Raw genomic sequence first — 19576 nt, 5'->3', positions numbered from 1 at the left:
ACCCCCCGCCCCTCGGTCGCCCGAGGGGCCGGGTAGGGCGGTCTTCGGGATCAGAAGAACGTGCGGATGTAGTCGGTGACCGTGCCGTCCGCCGCCACCAGGGGAATCAGCTGCCATTTGTCGAAGCTGGTGCAGGGGTGCGACAGGCCCATTCCGACCCAGTCCCCGACCTCCAGTTCGGCCCCCTCGGCCGTGCGTACCCACGCGTGCTGGTCGGACAGTCCGGTGATCTCGATCCCGGAGGCCTCGCGGACCGATCCGTCCCGCCCCGACCGCACGACCTGCGCCTGCGGCAGGTCCAGGTCGTAGGCGGCGTCCCGTTTGCCCGCGTTGAGGAACGCCTGCCCGGGGGAGGGGCGGGAGACGACCTGCGCCCAGAGCCGGAAGGCGGGCTGCAGCGCGCCCTCCTCGGGGACCCGGTTGAAGGGCGTCAGGTGGCGGTAGTGGCCGTCGTCGTGCGAGACGTACGCCCCCGAGCGGAGCAACTTGCATACGGGGGAAGACAGTTCGGGGATCTCGGCGAACACGTCCGCCACCGCGTCGAACCACGCGCTGCCGCCCGCGCTGATCACGATCTGCTCACCGGCCTCCAGCGCGGCGAACCGCCCCTGCGCGTCGAAGGACGCGGCCAGCGCGACGAGCCGGCGCAGCCAGTCCCGTACCCGCTCGCCGGAGGCCTCGGGCACCTCGCCCTCGTAACCGGCCACGCCCACCAGGCGCAGGCTCCCGGCCGAGGCCACCGCGTCGGCGACCTCGGCGCAGTCGGCCCCGGTCCGGGCGCCGGTGCGGGCGCCCTCACCGGCACCGAGCTCCACGACGACGTCGACCGGGCGGGAGGCGCCGGCCGCGCGCAGGGCCTCGTCCATCAGCTCGACGCCGCGCACCGAGTCGACGTAGCAGACGAACCGGAAGCCGGGGTCGGCGTCCAGCTCGCCCGCGAGCCAGCGCAGCGCGGCGGCGTCGACGAGCTCGTTGGCGAGGAAGATGCGCTGGATCCCGTAGGCCCGGTAGACGCGGGCCTGGTGCGGGACGGCCGCGGTGATGCCCCACGCGCCGTGCTCCAGCTGGCGGGCGAACAGCTGCGGGGACATCGACGTCTTGCCGTGCGGGGCGAACGCGAGGCCGTGGCGGCGCGCGTACGTCTCCAGGAGCGCGAGGTTGTGCTCGACGGATTCGGCCGACAGGGCGAGCACGGGAGTGGTGAACCCGCCGGTGAAGAGGTCGCGGCGTTCGGCGGCCAGCTCGGCGACGGTCAGCCCCTGCGCGTCGGGCGGGAGCGCCTTGAACCGGTGGTCGACCCGCTCATCAGCGAGTCCGGCCAGTCCGGCCACGGGACGGTCGGCAGCCTCGGCAGCCATGGGGGCCTCCTCGATCGAAGTAGATCGTCTTGGGTCGTCGTCGGTCATCTGTACTGTATTGCGTTGCAGCATATGCAACACCCATTGCGTATATCGCTCAGGGCTGTCTAACATCCGAGCCGACGCCCGGTCAATGGTGAGAACCGGTGCCGCCCGCAGACCCAGAGGAGCCCCGAGTGTCCGGAACCCCGGCCAGGACCGCCGCCGACGCCGCGACCACAGATGTCGTGTGCCTCGGTGAGTCCATGGTGACGTTCCTGCCCTCGCAGCCGGGGCGACTGGCCGACGTGCCGTCCTTCGGGCGGGGCATCGGGGGCGCCGAGTCCAACGTTGCCTGCGCGCTCGCCCGGGCGGGGCACCGGGCGGCCTGGGTGAGCCGGGTCGGGGCCGACGGCTTCGGCGACCACCTCGTCGACACGATCGCCGGCTACGGCGTCGACACCTCCGCCGTGCGGCGCGACCCCGCCCGGCCCACGGGCATCTACTTCCGCACCGCCACCGACCGCGCGGCCGACATCCACGAGGTGGCGTACTACCGGGCCGGTTCCGCCGCCTCCGCGATGTCCCCCGCCAACGTCCCCCACGAGGCCCTGCTCGCGGGCCGGGTCCTGCACCTGTCCGGCATCACCGCCGCGCTCTCCGCCGACTGCCTGGCGCTGCTGCGCGAGCTGACCGCCCCGCGCCCCGGCCGCCCGCTCGTCTCCTTCGACGTCAACCACCGGCCCGGACTCTGGCGCGAGGGCGACGCCTCCCCGCGCGTCCTGCTGGACCTGGCCCGGGGCGCGGACCTCGTCTTCGTCGGGGAGGACGAGGCGGAGGAGGCCTGGGGGATCACCGGTACCGGGGCGATCCGCGCGGCGCTTCCCGAACCGGCCGTGCTGGTCGTCAAGCGCGGCGCCGACGGTGCGACGGTCATCGAGGGCGACACCGTCACCGACGTCCCCGCGCTGCGCGTCGACGTCGTCGCGCCCGTCGGCGCCGGTGACGCCTTCGCGGCCGGGTTCCTCTCCGCCACCCTGCGCGGACTGCCCGTGCGCGACCGCGCCCGGCACGGCCACCTGATGGCCGCCGCCGCCCTCACCGTCCCCGGCGACCTCACCGACCCGCCCGCGCGCGACCGGGCCGACCACCTCGTGGCCCTCGACGACGCCGCCTGGGGGAGACTGCGTCTCGGCCCCGGCTGGACGGGGGACGACACGGAGGTACGTACGCAATGAGCCAGACCGTCGACCGGGCGCTCAGCATCCTGCCGCTGCTCGCGCAGGGACCCGCCGACCTCGGGCAGGTGGCCGAGCGGCTCGGCGTCCACAAGTCCACCGCGCTGCGGCTGCTGCGCACGCTCCACGAGCACGGACTCGTCTACCGCCAGCAGGACCAGCGCTACCGGCTCGGCGCCCGCCTCTTCGCGCTCGCCCAGGAGGCCGTCGAGAACCTCGACGTCCGTGAGATCGCCCACCCGCACCTCGCCGAACTCAACGAGAGCTGCGGACACACCGTCCACCTCGCGGTGTACGAGGAGAACGAGGTCCTCTACATCGACAAGGTCGAGAGCCGCTACCCGGTCCGGATGTACTCCCGGATCGGCAAGCCCGTCGCGATCACCGTCGCCGCCGTGGCCAAGCTCCTGCTCGCCGACCTGACCGAGCCGGAACGGCGCGCCGTCGCCGAGAAGCTCGACTACCCCATGTACACGTCCCGTTCGACCCCCGGCGCCGGCGCGTTCCTCAAGGAACTCGCCGCCGTACGCGAACAGGGCTGGGCCACCGATCTCGGTGGCCACGAGGAGTCCATCAACTGCGTCGGCGCCCCCATTCGCGGCGCCGACGGGCGCGTCGTCGCCGCGATGTCGGTCTCCGCACCGAACGTGGTCGTCACGGCAGAGGAACTCCTCACCCTGCTCCCACTGGTCCGGCGCACCGCCGACTCCATCAGCCGGGAGTACTCCGGCACCACCCGACCCAAGAAAGCCTGATCAGCGATGACCGACAAGACCGCACTCACCCCGAGCACCCACACCGCCCCGCCCGCGAAGTTCTCGCACGGGGTGAAGAAGGGGAACATCCTCCAGGTCGCCGGCCAGGTCGGCTTCCTGCCCGCCGTCGAGGGCCAGGCGCCCACCCCGGCCGGTCCCACCCTGCGCGAGCAGACCCTCCAGACCTTCGCCAACGTCAAGGCGATCCTGGAGGAGGGCGGCGCGAGCTGGGACGACGTCATGATGATGCGCGTCTACCTCACCGACGTCGACCACTTCGCCGAGATGAACGAGATCTACAACACCTACTTCGGCGAGCAGAACCTCAAGGCCGCCCCCGCCGCCCGTACGACGGTCTACGTCGGACTGCCCAAGGGCCTGCTCATCGAGATCGACGCCCTCGCCGTCCTCGGCTGATACCGACCGCCTGAGCCTGATCCCCTTGCCGCACCCGCTCCACCGCACCACCCCGCGGGGGGCGGGGGGCCCCCCCCCCCCCCCGGGGGGGGGGGGGGCGGCCCCCGCCCCCCCCCCCCCCCCGCCCCCCCCCCTACCCCCCCAGCACGGCCGCCCCCCCCCCCCCCGCCGGGGGCCGCCCCCCGCTCCTCCCTACCCGAAGCCCCATGGACGACAACGGAGTTACCCATGCAGCTCGCCGCCAGCCCCCCACCGGTCGAGACGCCACCCCACACCGGTGGACTCCTCCTCCTCATAGACGGGACGGCCGGTCTCCTGACCGTCGCCGTACTCGGAATCGCGCTCCTCCTCTTCCTGATCATCAAGGTCAGGCTGCAGCCGTTCGTCGCGCTGCTCGCCGTCTCCATAGCCGTCGGCCTGGGCGCCGGACTCTCCGTCACGGAGCTCTTCGGCACGGTGCAGAAGTCCGCCGCCGTCTCGGTCATCGAATCGGGCATGGGCGGCATCCTCGGCCACATCGCGATCATCATCGGCCTCGGTACGATGCTCGGCGCGATCCTCGAGGTCTCCGGCGGAGCCGAGGTGCTGAGCGGCCGTCTGCTGAAGGCCTTCGGTGAGAAGCGCGCCCCGCTCGCCATGGGCCTGACCGGTCTGATCTTCGGTATCCCGGTCTTCTTCGACGTCGGCATCTTCGTCCTCGCACCGATCGTGTACGCCGCCGCCAAGCGCTCCGGCAAGTCGATCCTGCTGTACGCGATGCCGCTCCTGGCGGGTCTGTCCATGACCCACGCCTTCCTGCCGCCGCACCCCGGCCCGGTCGCCGCCGCAGGCCTCTTCCACGTCTCCCTCGGCTGGGTCATCCTGATGGGCGCCGTCGTCGGCATCCCGTCCGTGCTGGCCGCCTGGGTCTACGCCGCCTGGATCGGCAAGCGGATCTTCGTCGACGTCCCGCAGGACATGGTCGAGGCCGCCGAGGAGGCCAAGGCCGCGGTCGTCGCGGAACAGCGCGCCGCCGGAGTCACCCCGCAGGAGGCCCCGGTCGCGCTCGGCACCGTACTCGCGATCATCGGCACCCCGCTGGTGCTGATCCTCGCCGCGACGTTCTCCTCCATCGCGCTCGACCCCTCGACGCTCCGCTCGGTCGTCGAGTTCTTCGGCAACCCGTTCGTCGCCCTGACGATCGCGCTGATGCTGGCGTACTACCTGCTCGGCATCCGGCGCGGCTGGTCCCGCAAGTCCCTGGAGTCGGTGTCGACCTCGTCCCTCAAGCCGGTCGGCAACATCCTGCTGGTCGTCGGCGCGGGCGGGATCTTCGGCGCCGTGCTCAAGAGCAGCGGCATCGCGGACGCCCTCGCGGACACCTTCAACGACGTCGGCCTGCCGGTCATCCTGCTGGCCTGGCTGATCTCCGCGGTGCTGCGCATCGCCCAGGGCTCCGCGACGGTCGCCATCGTCACCACCGCGGGCATCGTCGTCCCGCTGGTCGAGGGCCAGGGCATGTCGCAGCCGCACCTGGCGCTGATCATCATGGCGATCTCGGCCGGTTCGATCATCGCCTCGCACGTCAACGACGGCGGCTTCTGGATGGTGTCGAAGTACTTCGGCATCTCGGAGCGCGACACCCTGAAGTCCTGGACGGTGCTGGAGACGGTCCTGTCCGTGGCGGGCTTCGTCGTCGCGGCGCTGCTGAGCCTGGTGATCTAGGGCCGAGGCAGCCAAGGTCCGCCCCGTCGCGACGCCCGGCACGCACTCTCGCCGCACCGGCCGAAAACCCAAGTACATCCAGTACAAGGGCTTCCGGCCGGCACGCCGAGAGCACGCACCTGACGCCGCTCCTTGACGGGCAAACCCTGACTGACGCGGCACTAGGCGGCGCTGAAAGGCGCTCCCTGACACACAGCAGCGCCGCCGGGGGAGCGGCGGCGCTGCTGCGTCATGGATGCAGGACGGGCGGGGTTACGGCAGGCCGTGCACGTGCGGGCCGACCGCGTTGGACCAGGCGTTGCCCGACTTGGCGTCCCAGTTCGTCGACCAGGTCATCGCGCCACGCACACCGGGGTAGGTCTTCGACGGCTTGAAGCTGCCGCAGCCGGTGCCCTTGGCCAGGCAGTCCAGGGCCGCGTTCACGACCGAGGGGGCCACGTAGCCGCTGCCCGCGCCACTGGTGGAGGCGGGGACGCCGAGGCCGACCTGCGAGGGGTCGAGGCCGCCCTCCAGCTGGATGCAGGCCAGGGCGGTGAGGAAGTCCACCGAACCCTGCGAGTACACCTTGCCGTCGCAGCCGAGCATCGAACCGCTGTTGTAGTACTGCATGTTGACGACGGTCAGGATGTCCTTGATGCCGAGCGCCGTCTTGAAGTACTCACCGGCGGTCGACTGCATGTCGATGGTCTGGGGCGCCATCGTGATGACGAGGCCGGAGCCCGCCTTCTGTGACAGCGAGCGCAGCGCCTTCGTCATGTACGTGGAGTTGACGCCGTTCTCCAGGTCGATGTCGACACCGTTGAAGCCGTACTCCTGGATGAGCGAGTACACGGAGTTGGCGAAGTTGGTCGCGGACGCGTCGCTGTTGACCGAGACCGAGCCCTTCTCGCCGCCGACCGAGATGATGACGTTCTTCCCGGCCGCCTGCTTCGCCTTGATGTCGGCCTTGAACTGGTCGACGGTGTAGCCGTTCAGACCCGCCGAGTCCAGGTTGAAGGTGACCGCGCCGGGCGTGGTCGTGGCGTCGGCGAAGGAGACCGCGATGATGTCGTAGTTCGCGGGCACGTCGCTGAGCTTCTGGACGGTGGCACCGTTGTTGAAGTTCTGCCAGTAGCCCGTGACGGCGTGCTTGGGCACCGAGGTGGACGGCACGCCCGGGTCGGTCCCGCCGCCGCCGACGGCCGTACGGCCGCTGACGGTCGCGGACTTGACGGACTCACCGGCCGCGTTGGTGGCGCTCACCGTGAACTGGTACGCGGTGTTGGCCGTGAGCCCGGTGACGGTGGCCGAGTTCCCGGTGGTGGTGGTCGCCTTCGCGCCGTCCTTGTAGACGGTGTAGCCGGTGGCGCCGGACACCGCGTTCCAGGACAGGGAGACGGAGGAGGCCGTGGTCGCGCCGACCGCGAGACCGGCCGGGGCCGCGGGGATGGCCGGGCCGGGGTCCGTTCCGCCGCCGCCGTCGGGGCCGCTCACCGAGAGGTCGTCGACGAAGTAGGCGGACTGGCCGTACCAGCCGTGTGTGTACACGGTGACCGAGGTGGTGTTCGCCCCGGTCTTGAAGCTGGTCTTCAGCTGGGACCAGCTGCTGGAGCCGGGGGTCCAGGTGGACACGTCGGTGGTGCCGGTACCGGTGACGCCCAGGTAGGCGTACCCGCCCTGGACCCAGGAGCTCAGCGCATAGGTCGAGTTGGGCTTGACCGCGACGGTCTGGGTGCACTGGGCGTTGTCCTGCCCGGCCGGCGTCGCCTTGAGGGCCGAGGTGCCTCCGTGCACGGGGGAGGAGACGGTGGCGCCCGAGCCACCGGAACAGGTCCAGTTGGCGAGGCCCGATTCGAAGCCCGCGTTCTTGGCCACGTTGACGTCGGCGGCCTGCGCGCTGCCGGTGAGGCCGGTGATGCTCAGGGCGCCCGCGGCGACGACGGCCACGGCGGCGCCCAGCCCCTGACGGGTGCGGCGCCCTCTTCGGCTGGTTACGGGGGAACGTTCCACTTGCTGCCTCCGTGGGGGAGTTGGGGATGGCGGGAGAGCGACACGGGGATGTCGGGGGTGTGGAATCGAGGAACGGTGGCCACCGCTGGCCGATAAACTGGTCCAGACCAATCAAGTTGTCAAGACCTCTGGCAGCGGCAGCTGTTCGCGCACCCCGCCGGCCGAGGAAGGCAACCGGCCGCCCGGCGTGCGTACCCACTCACGGGTGACGTCGGCGGCGGGGCCGGACAGTAACGGTTCTCAAGGGGTTCTGATGTGGCGAGAACATGTCAAGATCCACAGTGACGTGCGCAAATGAATTCCAGCGGTACGGAAATGGGAATGCCTGACAGTAACCCTCCGCAGTGGTACGGGAGTTAACAACCTTCGGTTTGGTCCGATTTCGTACCCGCGCGTTGTGCGGCCCGCGCGAGAGTGCTGCTGTACCGGGTTCCTTTGGGTGTTCTCTGCCGTGTAGGACACGGTTAAAGTGCTGGAGGAGGGGCTGAGGCGGAAGCGCGGCGCAGCAGCGATTGCGGCCGACGTCAAGGCGACGCCGACCGGAGCCGAACGGGGAACAGCGTGCCGACCGCAATAGCAGTGACCAGTGCCGATCTGGTCCTGCCGCCTACAGACCAGCAGACGCCGACAGCGGCCGTACTGCAGGCGCCCGATGCCCAGGCGATGGACCTGGCGATCGGCGACATGCACATGATGCTGGAGCGGCACGGGTACGTAATCGCTGTGTACCCGACAGGAATCGCACTCGCGCACGAACGGCGGCTCCATGCCGTCCGGTCGGTGCTGGAGAGCGATCGCATCGCGCTGCTCAAGGTGGATCTGCCGCCGCTGGGCGTGGCGGTGCTGGTCAGGCAGTTACGGCAGCTGTCCGTCTGCGACTTCAGCCCCGGAGTGATCGCCTCCTCCGTGCGGCTTCTGTCCCATTACATCCACGCGGGCGCCCTGTTGAATTCGGTGGCCAGGCTCGACCGCGTCCCCGTCAGCCTGAAGACCCACGCCCATTCCTGGGTTCCCGGCTCCCAGTTCGCCGTACTCGCGGGACTCAATCCCCAGCTCGTCAAGGTCGGCCCGGCGGCCGAGCGACTGGCCGGCCCCCAGTTCGGTACCCATCTCCAGGTGGCGGTGGGGCAGTTGCAGTCCGATTGGGTGCGGCAGACCCTGGCGCCCGCCTGGAAGGTGCAGGCGATTCAGGAAGCGAAACTTCCCGCGGAATCGCCCCGCTGGTGGGGAACCGGGAAGCTGATCGAATTCGCCGCCTACCTTCCGGATATCTCCGTCCTGTATCAACTCGTGTCCTCAGTAAGGCGAGTGACTTGTCACTGGTGCGGAATGGAGCTGATCGGTGATCGTTGCGGTTTCTGTTCCTCACCCCTTCCCGTCGCCGAGACCCGAATGCTGTCGTCGGGTGTCATGAACCAAGGGGCGCCCGCACCGCCGCGGTCGTAGCGGCCGGGGATCCCGCCGCCACGGATTCCCCCTCCGCGGATCCCCCGCGCGGTCCGGACGCCCGTCCGCACCGCACACCCGGACCGGCCCGGCGCCCCGGCCTCCCGACGCCGAGACAGCCCGCCCCCGCGCTTTCCCTCCGTCCGCCCCCACACATCCGACCCGAACGAGGTTGTCCGGCCCATGAACTCCCGACAGCGCCGTGGCGTGATACTCCTGCTGCTCTCGGTCCTGTGCGCCTTCGGCGCCTTCGCCGGTGTGCTCTCGGTGATCAGTGACGTGAACTCGAAGGTCGGACCCGAGGTCTCGGCCTACCGGCTGAAGAGCGACATAGCCCCCTTCACCGGCCTGACTCCGGACAGGTTCGAGAAGGTGTCGATGCCGAAGCGGTGGCTCTCGGCCAACGCGGTGACCGACATCTCGGACGTCAACGGCAAGATCGCCCTCACCACGCTCAAGAAGGGCTCGCTGCTCCAGTCCGACATGATGGAGTCCCGCCCCGCCCTGAAGCCCGGTGAGCAGGAGATCGCGATCATGATCGACGCCGCCACCGGCGTGGCGGGGAAGATCACCTCCGGCGCCACGGTCAACGTCTACGCCACGTTCGCGGGCGAACGCGAGGGCGACCCGGCCCAGTCCAAGGTCATCGTCTCCAACGCCAAGGTCCTGGACGTGGGCAAGCTGACCCCGCTGGACCCGAGCCGCGACAGCAAGGGCAGCCAGGCCACCGAGGCGGTGCCGATCACCTTCGCGCTGGACACCCTCGACACCCAGCGCATCGCGTACGCGGAATCGTTCGCGCAGCACGTACGCCTCGCGCTCGTCGCCCCCGGCAGCGACAGCAAGATCCGTCCGGGCGACCGCACCTACACGCTCGACAAGGACAAGTGAGGATCGGATGACCACGAGGATCCTCCCGGCCGTCGGTGACGCCGACGCGGCCAGGTCCGTCACCACCCTGCTCAGCCAGCTCCCCGACGCGGAACCAGCGGCTCCGGTCGGTGACTCGACCCAGCTCATCGACACACTCGCGCGTCTCGCGGGCGAGTCGCTCGACGAGCTGCCCGAGGTGGTACTGGTCCACGAGCGGATCGGACCGGTACCGGCCCTGGAGCTGATCCGCGAGGTGTCCCTGCGCTTCCCCGCCGTCGGGGTCGTGCTCATCACCGCCGACGCGAGCGCCAGCCTGTTCTCCGCCGCGATGGACTCCGGGGCGCGCGGCCTGGCCACCCTGCCGCTGGGCTACGAGGAACTGGCCAACCGGGTCCAGTCGGCCGCCCAGTGGTCCGTCGGCGTACGCCGGCACCTCGGCGTCGGCGGCGACGTCTTCACCGGGCCGGGCGGCACCGTCGTGACGGTCAGCGGTGCCAAGGGCGGGGTGGGAACCACCGTCGCGGCCGTGCAGCTCGCCCTCGCCGCCCAGGCCTCGGGACGGACGGTCGCCCTGGTCGACATGGACCTCCAGTCCGGGGACATCGCCTCGTACCTGGACGTGCAGTTCCGCCGCTCCATCGTCGACCTGGCGGCGATCAGCGACATCTCCCCGCGCGTCCTGGCCGACGCGCTGTTCAGCCACAGCACCGGAGTCGCGCTGCTCCTCGCCCCCGGTGAGGGGGAGCGCGGCGAAGAGGTCAGCGACCGCGCGGCCCGGCAGATCGTCACCGCACTGCGTTCGCGCTACGAGACCGTGGTCATCGACTGCGGCAGCCAGATGAGCAGTGCCAACGCCGCCGCCATCGAGATGGCCGACACCGCGCTCCTGGTCACCACCCCGGACGTGGTCGCGGTGCGCGGCGCGAAGCGGATCGTACGGATGTGGGACCGGCTGCAGATCCGCAAGGCCGAGGAGACGACGACGGTCGTCAACCGCTTCAACCGCAACACCGAGATCCAGCCGCAGCTGATCCGGAAGATCACCGGGACCCGTATGGCCGGTACGGCGATCCCCGCCAATTTCAAGGAGCTCCAGAGCGCCGTCGATGCCGGGCGGATGCACGAACTCGACCAGAAGAGCGTGGTGAAGCAGGCGCTCTGGGCACTGGCGGGGGAACTGGGCCTGGTGAAGCTCCCCGCCGCCCCGGCGGGCAAGGAGAAGTACCGGGCCGACCGGGGCTCGGTCGGCCGTCCGCGCAGGCGCGGCGATCTCGCCGGCCGTGGCAGAACCGACTGAGGGGCGGGCGGATCCATGGCAACCACGCGGACGGCGGCGGCAGCGGCAGCGGAAGCCGGCATAGGCGCGGGCACGGGGCCGGGCTCGGGCACTGGCCCGGCCGGGAGGCGTGACCGCGACCGGGGGCAGACCGCGATCGAGTTCGTCGGGGTGACGCCTCTGATCATTCTGCTGCTCGTCGCGCTCTGGCAGTGCGCCCTGTTCGGCTACACGTTCAGCCTGGCGAGCAACGCGGCGGACATGGGGGCACGGGCGGGAGGCGGATCGCAGGGGGACCGCGCGGGCGCCTGCCATCAGGCGGCCGACGAGGACCTGCCCGACGCCTGGCGGGGCGGCTCCATCGACTGCGGCGACGGCGGCCCCGGCCTGTACCGGGCCAGGGTCCACCTCGACGTGCCCGTCCTGGTGCCCGGCGTACTCGACTGGGGGCCGACGGTCACCGGTGAAGCGGCTTCGGTGAAGGAGGGCTGATCGATGACCGGGAACGTACGAAGGCCCCGTCGTGAGCGCGGCCAGGTCGCCATCGAGTACCTGGGGTTCATCCCGCTGCTGCTGCTGGTCGGCCTCTGCGCCATCCAGCTCGGCATCGCCGCGTACACCGTGAACCAGGCGGGCACCGCCGCGCGGGTCGCGGCCCGGACGGCCGGGCAGGACGAACCGGAGGCCGGATCGCCCGAACAGGCGGGCTCGAACGCGATCAGCGGCTGGCTCGCGGACGGCCTGAGCTGGAGCTCGTCGGGCGGCGGCGGCGACGTCACCTACACCGCCGACGTGGACATCCCCAGCGTCATCCCCGGCCTCTCCTCACTGGGGACGGCCACCCGCAGCTCCACCATGCCGCGCGACTGAGCCCCGCACCACCAGCAACCCGGACCGAGGAGTTGGCACCATGAGTCTGCGGGCACGCATCACCGCCCCCGATGAGCACCGCGGGGGCCGGGAGGACGGCCACATGGTCGCCTCCTACCGGGCCAAGCTGCTCGAGGAGATCGACCTCGCGGAGATGTCCTCGCTGGCCGCCGCCGACCGGCGGGCCCGCCTGGAGCGCGTACTCGGCCACATCATCAGCCGCGAGGGCCCGGTCCTGTCGACCGTGGAACGCGCCCAGCTGATCCGCCGGGTCGTGGACGAGGCACTCGGCCTCGGCATCCTCGAACCACTGCTGGAGGACGCGTCCATCACCGAGATCATGGTGAACGGACCCGACCAGATCTTCGTGGAGCGCGGCGGCAGGGTCGAACAGCTCCCGATGCGCTTCGGCTCGCACGAACAGCTGATGCAGACCATCGAACGCATCGTCTCCACCGTCAACCGCCGCGTCGACGAGTCGAATCCGATGGTCGACGCCCGACTCCCCAGCGGGGAGCGCGTCAACGTGATCATTCCGCCGCTCTCGCTGACCGGCGCGACGCTCACCATCCGGCGGTTCCCCAGGTCCTTCACCCTCCCGGAGATGATCGGCTTCGGCTCGCTCGACGAGCAGATGCTGCTGCTGCTCTCGGGGCTCGTCCAGGCCAAGCTGAACATCATCGTCTCCGGCGCCACCGGTACCGGTAAGACCACCCTCCTCAACGCGCTCTCCGGGCTGATCCCGGACCACGAGCGCATCGTCACCATCGAGGACTCCGCCGAGCTCCAGCTGCAGCAGAACCACGTCATCCGGCTGGAGTCCCGCCCGGCGAACGTCGAGGGCAAGGGCCAGGTCACCATTCGCGACCTGGTCCGCAACTCCCTGCGCATGCGCCCCGACCGCATCGTCGTCGGTGAGGTCCGCGGCGGCGAGTCGCTCGACATGCTGCAGGCGATGTCCACCGGCCACGACGGCTCCCTCGCCACCGTGCACGCCAACAGTGCCGAGGACGCGCTGATGCGGCTGCAGACCCTGGCCTCGATGTCGGAGATCAAGATCCCCTTCGAGGCGCTGCACGACCAGATCAACAGCGCCGTCGACGTGATCGTCCAGCTCACCCGGCACGCCGACGGTTCCCGCAAGGTCACCGAGATCGCCATGCTCGACTCGCACGGCCGGGACAACTACCGCATCGTCAGCGTGGCCCGCTTCAACGCCCGGCCGATGGCCGCCGACGGCCGGGTCCACGGCCTGTTCCAGTACCTCCCGCTGCCCCGGAAGGCCGCCGAGCGCCTCTACATGGCCGGCCAGCCCATCCCGCAGGCCTTCGGGGTCGCCACGTCCGAAGAACAGCTCGCCACCCGAGAGGCCAAGTAGGTACCGCGCCATGACCAATCCCGCCCTCCTCACGATTGGCGTCACCCTCGTCTGCGGCGTACTCGGCGTCGTGGGTCTGCACGCGTACGCCGGCGGGAAGGCCGACCGCGACGCACTCCTCGACCGTCTCTCGCACCCGGGCCAACTGCCGTCCGGGGGACGCCACCGCCGCTTCCAGGGCATCGACCGCAGGCTGCGCACGACGGGTCTCGGCCGCAGGATCGAGCTGAAGCTCACGGCCACCGGGCTGGAGATCACGCCGGGCGAGTTCTTCGTCTACGCACTGATCGCCATGGCCGGGCTCTGGCTGGCCGCCTCCTCGGTCCTGGCCTCCTTCTTCGGCCCCGTGGCCGCCCTGATCGGCCTCTGGGGCACCAACGCCTTCCTGAACTGGCAGCGGACCAAGCGCACCGACCGCTTCATCAACCAGCTCCCCGAGCTCTCCCGCATCCTCGCCAACGCCACCCAGGCCGGACTCGCCCTGCGCACCGCGCTCGCCATGGCGGCGGAGGAACTGGACGACCCGGCCGGCGAGGAGCTGGCCCGGGTCGTGCGCCGGCTCGACGTGGGCGAATCGCTGGACGACGCCCTGAGCGAGCTGACCGACCGGCTGCCGTCGCGCGAACTCGTCGTCCTCGTCACCACCCTCGTCCTGTCCAACCGGGCCGGCGGCATGGTCGTCAGCTCGCTGCGCAACCTCACCGAGACGCTGGAGGAGCGCAAGGAGACCCGGCGCGAGGTCAGGACCCAGCTCTCCCAGGTGACCGTCACGGCCTACGCCGTCCCGGGGTTCGGCTTCGCCGCCATGCTCCTGATGAACGCCGTGATGCCCGGCGCGCTCGACCGGATGACGGGCGCGCTGATCGGCCAGGCCGCGGTCGTCGTCGCGCTCATCCTGTACGCGATCGGATTCGTAGTGATCCGCCGCCTGTCCCGTATCGACGTCTGAGGGGAGGAGCGGACATGGACCTGTTGCTCGCACTCGTCGTGGGTCTCGCCGTGTACGGCGCGATCGCCGGCATCCGGATGTACCGGGCCGACGCCAAGCTCCCGGGCGACCTCGCCATCGCCCTGGAGGTCGGCTCCACCCGCACCGGCGCGGTCGGCTCCGTCATCGACCGGATGGGCATGCGGTGGGCCCCCGCGGTGCTCAGGATGATGGGCGCCAAGGCCGTCAGCAAGAAGCGCCGCCAGATCGACATGGCCGGCAACCCCGGCGGCCTCACCATCGACCGGTACGCCGCCCGCCGCGCCGTCTACGGGGCGCTCGGCGCGTTCGGCGCCCTGACGATGCTGATGCGCGGCCAGATCTTCCTCGCCGTCCTGCTGGTCGCCTTCGGCGTCTTCTGGGTCGAGGTCGGCATCTGGTCGGCCGTCCGGGTCCGCCGGGACCACATCGAGCGCACCCTCCCCGACTTCCTCGACGTCCTCGCCGTCGTCGTCTCGGCGGGCCTCGGATTCCGGCAGGCACTGGAACGCGTGGCGGAGAAGTACGAGGGCCCCTGGGCCGACGAACTCCGCATCACCCTGCGCCAGATGGACATGGGCGTCAGCCGCCGCGAGGCCTTCGAGGAACTCCGCAGACGCAATGACTCGGAGCAGGTCGCGATGTTCGTCACGACACTCCAGCAGGGCGAGGAACTGGGCGCGCCGATCGTCGAGACGCTGATCCAGATCGCCAACGACATGCGCCGCACCGACGCCCAGAACGCCCGCCGCAAGGCGGCCAAGGCCGTCCCGAAGGCGACCTTCGCGGTCACCACCTTCCTGCTCCCCGGCACCCTGCTGCTGCTCACGGTCGGATTCGTCTACGGGGCCGACGTCGACTTCTCGTTCCTCGGCGGATGAGCCGGATGAGCCGGATGAGCCGGATGAGGCGGATGAGCACACTGCCACGCCCAGCCCTCCCAGGTGCTCGTCCGCGAATCGCTCCGTACGGGCATCACAGGGTCTTTCGCATTTGCAATTGGGTATGGGACAGTCATCTGTGACCGGGGGGCGGCTGTTACCCGTAACAGGCTTTACTACAGGCATAGTTCGAGGGAGGTGGAGCTCATGGAGCTGATCGCGTCAGGAATGAGCAACCAGCAAATTGCCGCCACCTGCTTCGTCCGCGAGAAGACCGCGAAGAGCCACCTCAACCGGATCTCCACCAAGCCGCACAGGGCCGGCCGAAGCGAATCGATCACCCGCCGGCCGGGCACGGCCCCCGCCCAGGGCCCCGGCCCGCAGCGGGGAAGGTAGCCATGCGGGGGCGGAGCGGTACCCGAATGGCTGAATGGGCCCGGGAAAGGGCCCTGAGACCCTCTGGCGCAATTGGTGTTCCGCCGTATGTTTCTCATGTCACCCTTGGCAGAGGCCGGGAGGAAGCCGGTAACGGGGTTGGCAGCGAAGGAACTTGCGCGCCCACCGGCAATCGGTTGGCCGAATCCGGAGGGGAACACCATGTCGAACATCACTCTGAAGGCCGCCGCCCGTGTCAACGGCTGGGCCAACACGGCGGTATCGAGGCTCCAGAAGCGCTACGGGACCGCGGACCGCGGCCAGACGGCGTTCGAGTACCTCGGGATCATCCTGGTGATCGTCGCGATCATCGGAGGCATGGTGGCTTCGGGCATCGGCGCGGCGATCACTACTCGCATCACTGCATTGGTGTCCCAGGTCAAGGCAGGCTAGTGGCTGCGAGGCACCGCAGAGAGGCAGGGCAGGCTTTCCCCATCTACATCGTGATGGTGACGGGCCTGCTCTTTCTCGCTTTTGCCTTCTTCGCAGTCGGTCAGGCCGCGGCCGCACGCAATGGGGCCCAGGGTGCTGCCGACGCTGCCGCACTCGCTGCTGCCCAGCAGGCGCGCGACGACCTGACAGTGCCGTTCCTCCAGGCGCTTCGGGAACCTGACGGTCTCGATGATTTCTTGGGGGGCTATCAGTACTTCGGAGCGGGGGAGTCCGAAGCCGTTCGGCTTGCATCCAGGAATCGTTCGGATTTGACCGACTTCTACTGGCGACAGGGGTACTGGCAGGACAGAGTCACTGCCAAGGTCAGGACTCGCTACACAGTGGGTTCTTCGGTGATCCCTTCGACCAAGAACGCTCACGCCACGGCATCGGCCACAGCGGTGATCGAGTTTCGGTGCACCTTGAAGTCCGCTCCTCAAGTGCCTGACCCCGGGCAGGGCGAGAGCAGTGACGAGGACGACGGCGACAAGGGTAAGGACGATGCGAACGGCGCACTCGGGCCGTTTGAGTTCCGTTGTGATGGGGGTCAGGACGTCACGATCGACCTGACCGATAAGAGCCCTATCCCTGAACTGGGCAAGTTGCTCTTTGCCGTGCACCTGACCGACGACTGACAGCGAACAATGAGCAGACGAGTAGAGGATTCTGAGCCCATGAGCATTCGGCGCACCACGAAGTCCCAAAGGGCAGTGGCGGCCGCCTCGATGGCGGCTGCCTTGGCCCTCATCGTCACTGGTTGCGGTGGGGACGACGCTGGGGGAGCGAAGGACGCCGGAGCGTCCGCGCCCTCGAAGCCTGCGGAAAGGGGCACCGACGGCGACAAGGGGGCGCAGCAGGACACCGCCGCCGGGGACCCAGTGGACCCGAATGCAAATCTGGCTCAAGCCAGGGGCGACAAGGGCATGTTGCTGGTGATCAATCAGGTGAAACGCGACTCGGGCGGGTTCGTCACCGTGCAGGGTGAGCTGACGAACAAGGGCGACACGCCTGTGAACCCTTCAGCTTGGGTCGGCACCGAAAGCACCATCGTGAACAGCAATCTAAACTCCGTCGCCGGTGCGACGCTGGTGGACAAGACTGGTAAGAAGCGCTACTACATCCTTCGTGACACAGACGGCCGGTGTCTGTGCACCTCGGACATGTCGGCGGTCCAGCCTGGCAAGTCCACCCCGGTGTTCATGCAGTTCCCGGCGCCACCGAGCACGACGACCGAGGTCGACCTCACCCTGCCGACGTTTGCGACCACTTCGCTGAAGATCTCTGGATGATGTCTGACATGACTCACACATCACCGCGTCAGCCGAGGCAGATTGCAGGAACAGTCGTTGTCACTGCCTTCCTGCTGTCTTGTGTGTCGGTCTTCGGCGCGCCGACGGCCCAGGCGGATGACGGCCCGAGCGTGCCCCCGGGGACGGAAGCCTCGGAAACGCCACCGGTCGCGGTGGACGGGAACGACCCCGACCTCAAGATGCCGGAGGGCAGCACCCTGGCTCCGGCCAGAGTCCTCGACATCATTCAGGTGGTCGAGGATGAGGGAGGCCAGGAGCGCCGCGAGGATTCGAATGCCAGTGTGAAGTTCGCGCTCCAGGCGGAGGTGCTCTTCGGCAAGGACAGCGCCAAGCTGAGCCCCGAGGCGAACTCCCGTATCGCTGCCATCAGTGCCGAGATCGAGAAGCAGAATGCCACCAAGGTCCGTGTGTTCGGCTTCACGGACGACCTCGGGTCCTCCGCTCACGGAGATGTTCTGTCCAAGCAGCGTGCCGATGCTGTGAACGGAGTCCTGTCGAAGCAACTCGGGCCCGACATCACCTTCGAGATCCGCGGCTACGGCGAGCAGTACCCGATCGCCGACAACACCACGGAAGAGGGCCGGAAGAAGAACCGCCGCGTCGAGGTCTCCTTCCCGCGCGGAGGCTCCTCCTGACCCGACCGCACGACCGCACGACCTGTAGGGTCTCAAAACTCGCTGCATAATCTCAGTGAGAATTGCACGGCGGCGGCATTTATGCCGTCGCCGTGAGACTCGCAGGTCGGAGCGTCACCTATTCGGGTGACGAGAACGGTGATCTATCCCGCCTGCGTTCGCTGCGCTGGCACCTTGGCTGCACAGAAAGTTGATCTGTGGCTGGGGGGTGTGCGGTGGGGGAATTCGCTGCGTCTGTGAGCGTCCGTCCCGAGGGGCGCGCGGTGGTCGAGGACCGGGCCTGGAGCGAGGTGCCCGTCGAGCTCCTTGCATCGGCGACGCCGTGGCGAACGTTCCGCTGGTTCAAGGGTGTCAATCCCCTCGAACTGTGGAGTCCTTCCTATGCAGCCAGCCTCACGGTGAGGCCGGCCCAGTACTCGCGTTCGTAGTCGATCGGATTCTTGAAGTCGCACACGCTGTGTAGCCGACGGGTGTTGTAGAAGTCGGTGATCCAGGTGGCGATCCTGATCCGGGCCTCGGCCCGGGTGGCGAAGGTGCGCCGGTGGACGTACTCAACCTTGAGGACGCTGTTGAACGCCTCGCTCACCGCGTTGTCGAAGCATGATCCGACGCGGCCCATGGACTGGAAGACGCCGAGCTTGCGGCAGGCACGGCCGAACTTCCGAGACGTGTATTCCGAGCCGCGGTCGCTGTGGAAGATCACTCCGCGCACGTCTCCGCCCCGGGTGGCCCCGGCCATGTTCAGTGCGGCCACCACCAGGTCCGCGTCGTGGTGGGCGTCCATCGCTTAGCCGAGCAGGCGTCGCGAGAACAGGTCGATGACCGTCGCGAGGTAAATCTTGCCCTCGGCGGTGACGATCTCGGTCATGTCGCCGACCCAGACGAGGTCGGGTTCCTCGGCCGTGAAGTCCCGCTTCACGTGATCCGGGGCAGCGGGCCGCTTCCCCTGCCTGGTCAGGCCCTTGCGGTGCTTCACTACGCGGGCGATCAGGCCGAGTTCGGCCATGAGCCTCGCGACGGTGTTCACCGAGATGCGCCAGCCCTTACGGACCAACAGGATGAAGATCTTCGGTGATCCGTAAGTGCCGCCGGACTCCTTGAAGATCTCCCTGATCTCGTCGGTCAACTGCTGCCGTCGCAGCTCGCGGCTGGTGGGCTTGCGGGTCTGCCACTTGTAGAACCATGACTCGCTCACGCCCAGTGCACGGCAGGCCACGGTATGCGGAATGTGGTGCTCGGTCCTCTGGTCGCTGATGACCCCGGCCACGACGGCCGGGTCCGCGGCAGCTACTTCACCCACAGGACCATGCAGCGTTTGAGGACATCACGCTCCATGCCGAGTTCCTTGTTGTCCTTCTTCAACCGCGCGTTTTCGGCCCGCAGCCGGGCGAGCTCCTCGGCCTCGCTCTCGCTCCGGCCGTTGCCGGCCCGCTTGGCCCGCGAGACCCAGCTCGCCAGCGTTGTCTCGTTGATCCCCAGGTCCTGCGCGACCTCGGGGATCGGCTTCCCGGTCTCCGTCACGATCCGTACAGCCCCCTCACGAAACTCCGGCTTGAACACCCTTCGCTTCTCCGCCATGACTCTCAACTTCCCCTGCAGTCACGGACTCCACGCTACGAGGGGAGACTCACTC

Annotated in this window: 22 protein-coding genes; 17 read left to right on the top strand and 5 right to left on the bottom strand. The window is 69.1% G+C overall.

The annotated features are described in order from the left end of the window. Positions 1 to 50: 50 nt before the first annotated feature. Complete coding sequence (locus ACGFU6_RS13195; RefSeq protein ID WP_393610441.1) at positions 51 to 1358, bottom strand: amino acid deaminase; 1308 nt, start codon at positions 1356 to 1358, stop codon at positions 51 to 53. 176 nt (positions 1359 to 1534) lie between these two features. Between ACGFU6_RS13195 and ACGFU6_RS13190 the strand changes: the two genes are divergently transcribed. The 4 genes from ACGFU6_RS13190 to ACGFU6_RS13175 all read left to right on the top strand — a co-directional run bounded on the left by ACGFU6_RS13190 (position 1535) and on the right by ACGFU6_RS13175 (position 5451). Then, complete coding sequence (locus tag ACGFU6_RS13190; RefSeq protein WP_393610440.1) at positions 1535 to 2575, top strand: sugar kinase; 1041 nt, start codon at positions 1535 to 1537, stop codon at positions 2573 to 2575. Further along, a complete protein-coding gene (locus ACGFU6_RS13185; RefSeq protein ID WP_393610438.1) occupies positions 2572 to 3330 on the top strand; it encodes an IclR family transcriptional regulator in 759 nt (252 codons plus the stop codon). Before ACGFU6_RS13190 ends, ACGFU6_RS13185 begins: the two co-directional genes overlap by 4 nt. 6 nt (positions 3331 to 3336) lie before the next feature. Further along, positions 3337 to 3747 (top strand): RidA family protein, encoded by a 411-nt coding sequence (locus ACGFU6_RS13180; RefSeq protein ID WP_024493266.1) that lies wholly within the window; start codon positions 3337 to 3339, stop codon positions 3745 to 3747. Between the two features lie 228 nt (positions 3748 to 3975). Further along, on the top strand, positions 3976 to 5451 hold the full coding sequence (locus ACGFU6_RS13175) for a GntP family permease (RefSeq protein WP_393610436.1): 1476 nt from the start codon (positions 3976 to 3978) through the stop codon (positions 5449 to 5451). A 252-nt stretch (positions 5452 to 5703) separates the two neighbouring features. Here ACGFU6_RS13175 and ACGFU6_RS13170 read toward each other — a convergent pair whose 3' ends face one another. Further along, entirely contained in the window at positions 5704 to 7440 is a 1737-nt protein-coding gene (locus ACGFU6_RS13170; RefSeq protein WP_393610434.1) for a chitinase, read from the bottom strand. A 579-nt stretch (positions 7441 to 8019) separates the two neighbouring features. Between ACGFU6_RS13170 and ACGFU6_RS13165 the strand changes: the two genes are divergently transcribed. The 13 genes from ACGFU6_RS13165 (at position 8020) to ACGFU6_RS13105 (ending at position 17943) form a co-directional block, all read left to right on the top strand. Next, entirely contained in the window at positions 8020 to 8886 is an 867-nt protein-coding gene (locus ACGFU6_RS13165; protein ID WP_393610432.1) for a hypothetical protein, read from the top strand. A 183-nt stretch (positions 8887 to 9069) separates the two neighbouring features. Continuing rightward, the gene (gene cpaB, locus ACGFU6_RS13160) at positions 9070 to 9777 is read left to right on the top strand and encodes a Flp pilus assembly protein CpaB (protein WP_393610430.1); all 708 of its coding nucleotides are present in this window, start codon (positions 9070 to 9072) and stop codon (positions 9775 to 9777) included. A gap of 7 nt (positions 9778 to 9784) precedes the next feature. Beyond that, a complete protein-coding gene (locus ACGFU6_RS13155) occupies positions 9785 to 11056 on the top strand; it encodes a CpaE family protein (RefSeq protein WP_393610428.1) in 1272 nt (423 codons plus the stop codon). Positions 11057 to 11071: 15 nt separating this feature from the next. Further along, positions 11072 to 11527, top strand: a complete 456-nt coding sequence (locus ACGFU6_RS13150) for a TadE/TadG family type IV pilus assembly protein (RefSeq protein WP_393610426.1) — start codon at positions 11072 to 11074, stop codon at positions 11525 to 11527. Between the two features lie 3 nt (positions 11528 to 11530). Further along, positions 11531 to 11905, top strand: coding sequence for a TadE/TadG family type IV pilus assembly protein (locus ACGFU6_RS13145; protein ID WP_393610424.1), 375 nt, complete (start codon positions 11531 to 11533; stop codon positions 11903 to 11905). A 40-nt stretch (positions 11906 to 11945) separates the two neighbouring features. Further along, complete coding sequence (locus tag ACGFU6_RS13140; RefSeq protein ID WP_393610422.1) at positions 11946 to 13283, top strand: CpaF family protein; 1338 nt, start codon at positions 11946 to 11948, stop codon at positions 13281 to 13283. Between the two features lie 10 nt (positions 13284 to 13293). After that, positions 13294 to 14232, top strand: a complete 939-nt coding sequence (locus tag ACGFU6_RS13135) for a type II secretion system F family protein (protein ID WP_393610421.1) — start codon at positions 13294 to 13296, stop codon at positions 14230 to 14232. Positions 14233 to 14246: 14 nt separating this feature from the next. Next, positions 14247 to 15131 (top strand): DUF5936 domain-containing protein, encoded by an 885-nt coding sequence (locus tag ACGFU6_RS13130; protein WP_393610419.1) that lies wholly within the window; start codon positions 14247 to 14249, stop codon positions 15129 to 15131. Between the two features lie 207 nt (positions 15132 to 15338). Further along, positions 15339 to 15527: a LuxR C-terminal-related transcriptional regulator gene (locus tag ACGFU6_RS13125; RefSeq protein WP_393610417.1), complete on the top strand. Its 189-nt coding sequence runs from the start codon at positions 15339 to 15341 to the stop codon at positions 15525 to 15527. A gap of 201 nt (positions 15528 to 15728) precedes the next feature. Continuing rightward, the gene (locus ACGFU6_RS13120; RefSeq protein ID WP_393610416.1) at positions 15729 to 15959 is read left to right on the top strand and encodes a hypothetical protein; all 231 of its coding nucleotides are present in this window, start codon (positions 15729 to 15731) and stop codon (positions 15957 to 15959) included. A 53-nt stretch (positions 15960 to 16012) separates the two neighbouring features. Beyond that, positions 16013 to 16633, top strand: coding sequence for a pilus assembly protein TadG-related protein (locus tag ACGFU6_RS13115; protein ID WP_393610796.1), 621 nt, complete (start codon positions 16013 to 16015; stop codon positions 16631 to 16633). A 39-nt stretch (positions 16634 to 16672) separates the two neighbouring features. Next, entirely contained in the window at positions 16673 to 17287 is a 615-nt protein-coding gene (locus ACGFU6_RS13110) for a hypothetical protein (protein ID WP_393610415.1), read from the top strand. Next, positions 17284 to 17943, top strand: a complete 660-nt coding sequence (locus ACGFU6_RS13105) for an OmpA family protein (protein WP_393610414.1) — start codon at positions 17284 to 17286, stop codon at positions 17941 to 17943. The genes ACGFU6_RS13110 and ACGFU6_RS13105 overlap by 4 nt, the downstream gene beginning before the upstream one ends. A 379-nt stretch (positions 17944 to 18322) precedes the next feature. Here the strand turns inward: ACGFU6_RS13105 and ACGFU6_RS13100 are convergent, their stop codons facing one another. From ACGFU6_RS13100 to ACGFU6_RS13090, 3 genes are read right to left on the bottom strand one after another with little or no spacing between them, the layout of a single operon-like run. After that, positions 18323 to 18727 carry a transposase gene (locus ACGFU6_RS13100; protein ID WP_393610412.1) on the bottom strand — a complete coding sequence of 135 codons (405 nt, stop codon included), beginning with the start codon at positions 18725 to 18727 and terminating at the stop codon, positions 18323 to 18325. 3 nt (positions 18728 to 18730) lie between these two features. Beyond that, positions 18731 to 19243 carry an IS3 family transposase gene (locus ACGFU6_RS13095; RefSeq protein WP_393610410.1) on the bottom strand — a complete coding sequence of 171 codons (513 nt, stop codon included), beginning with the start codon at positions 19241 to 19243 and terminating at the stop codon, positions 18731 to 18733. Next, entirely contained in the window at positions 19231 to 19521 is a 291-nt protein-coding gene (locus tag ACGFU6_RS13090) for a transposase (protein WP_393610409.1), read from the bottom strand. Before ACGFU6_RS13090 ends, ACGFU6_RS13095 begins: the two co-directional genes overlap by 13 nt. Positions 19522 to 19576 lie beyond the last annotated feature (55 nt).

Origin of the sequence: Streptomyces sp. NPDC048462 (assembly GCF_043200175.1) — a bacterium.
Lineage (GTDB): Bacteria > Actinomycetota > Actinomycetes > Streptomycetales > Streptomycetaceae > Streptomyces.
Note: the sequence above shows the minus strand (reverse complement) of the source record. Positions and strands in the feature narration are given on the sequence as shown.